Raw genomic sequence first — 956 nt, forward strand, 5'->3', positions numbered from 1 at the left:
CGCAGCGAACGGCGGGTCCGAGCCCACTTTACCAGTTTTCTACAATGCAGCGAATGTCAGATCTTGCGACTTGCTCGCCCCCCCCTTCGCCAGTTAAGGCGAAGGGGGGATGACACAGGAGGCAAAGATAATTGAGCCGCACTGGTAGCCTCAAAAATGTTTACAGGCCATTTTTCAATGCAGAGGCCATTGCTCAGCCTTATGTTCTTTTATTTTCAGCCCTGCATACCCCCCGTCTTCTCCAACGCCGGGCACACGGTTGGCCGATCACATCCGGAAGCCGCAGGGAATTGTAAATCGCCTCTGCCTGGTCAGCCTTCTTACTATCGATCGGCAGATCACAAATCGGCGTTTCCCCCGCTTTGAGTTTTTCCTCCCAATCAAGGCAAGCAAAGGGAAAATCTATCGCCACCTCGGCCCCCTAATGTTTGAATTCTGAATAACTCGGCAAATGCGCCGCAACCCCGCCCTCGGCGGTGGTGGTGATCTCGCGCGCGTCTTTGCTTTGTTGCCCCTTTTTGCCCAGCGGTTTTTCCTTGGCTTTGCCGTCGCCGCGCGCTTTGCCCGCCAGACTTTCTAGCTCGCTGCGCTCTGCCTGCTTGAGCAGTTCTTTCATCGCGGCGACGTTTGCGCGCAATGCTAAACACGCCCGACAAGAGGGTCATTTCGCGATTTACAGTTCCGGCTGCCACTTCGCGCAACCGCATGTCGCGCCAATTCGCGAGGTCGATAGGTTGAACGTTGCGCAGGGCGACATCGCCCAAAGATCCTTTGGCGATCTTTTCCGGCCGCAGCTGCTCCCACTTCGCGCCCCGCTTTGACGGCGAGACTTCCCGCGCATATCGCAGCAATGCATCGCGCATGGTCTCAGTCGATCCCGAAACCTCCCCTTCTCGAATCAAAAACTCTTGGCGCGCCGCCCAGTCTTTGGCATCAACGCGCTTCTCAAATGACTT

Annotated in this window: 1 pseudogene; it reads right to left on the minus strand. The window is 56.4% G+C overall.

The window, feature by feature from the left end:
* Positions 1-380: 380 nt before the first annotated feature.
* Positions 381-956: pseudogene (locus tag AB9F29_RS21265) on the minus strand (hypothetical protein); the annotation flags it as partial.

Origin of the sequence: Falsihalocynthiibacter sp. S25ZX9 (assembly GCF_041205405.1) — a bacterium.
GTDB classification, from domain to species: Bacteria; Pseudomonadota; Alphaproteobacteria; order Rhodobacterales; family Rhodobacteraceae; genus Falsihalocynthiibacter; species Falsihalocynthiibacter arcticus.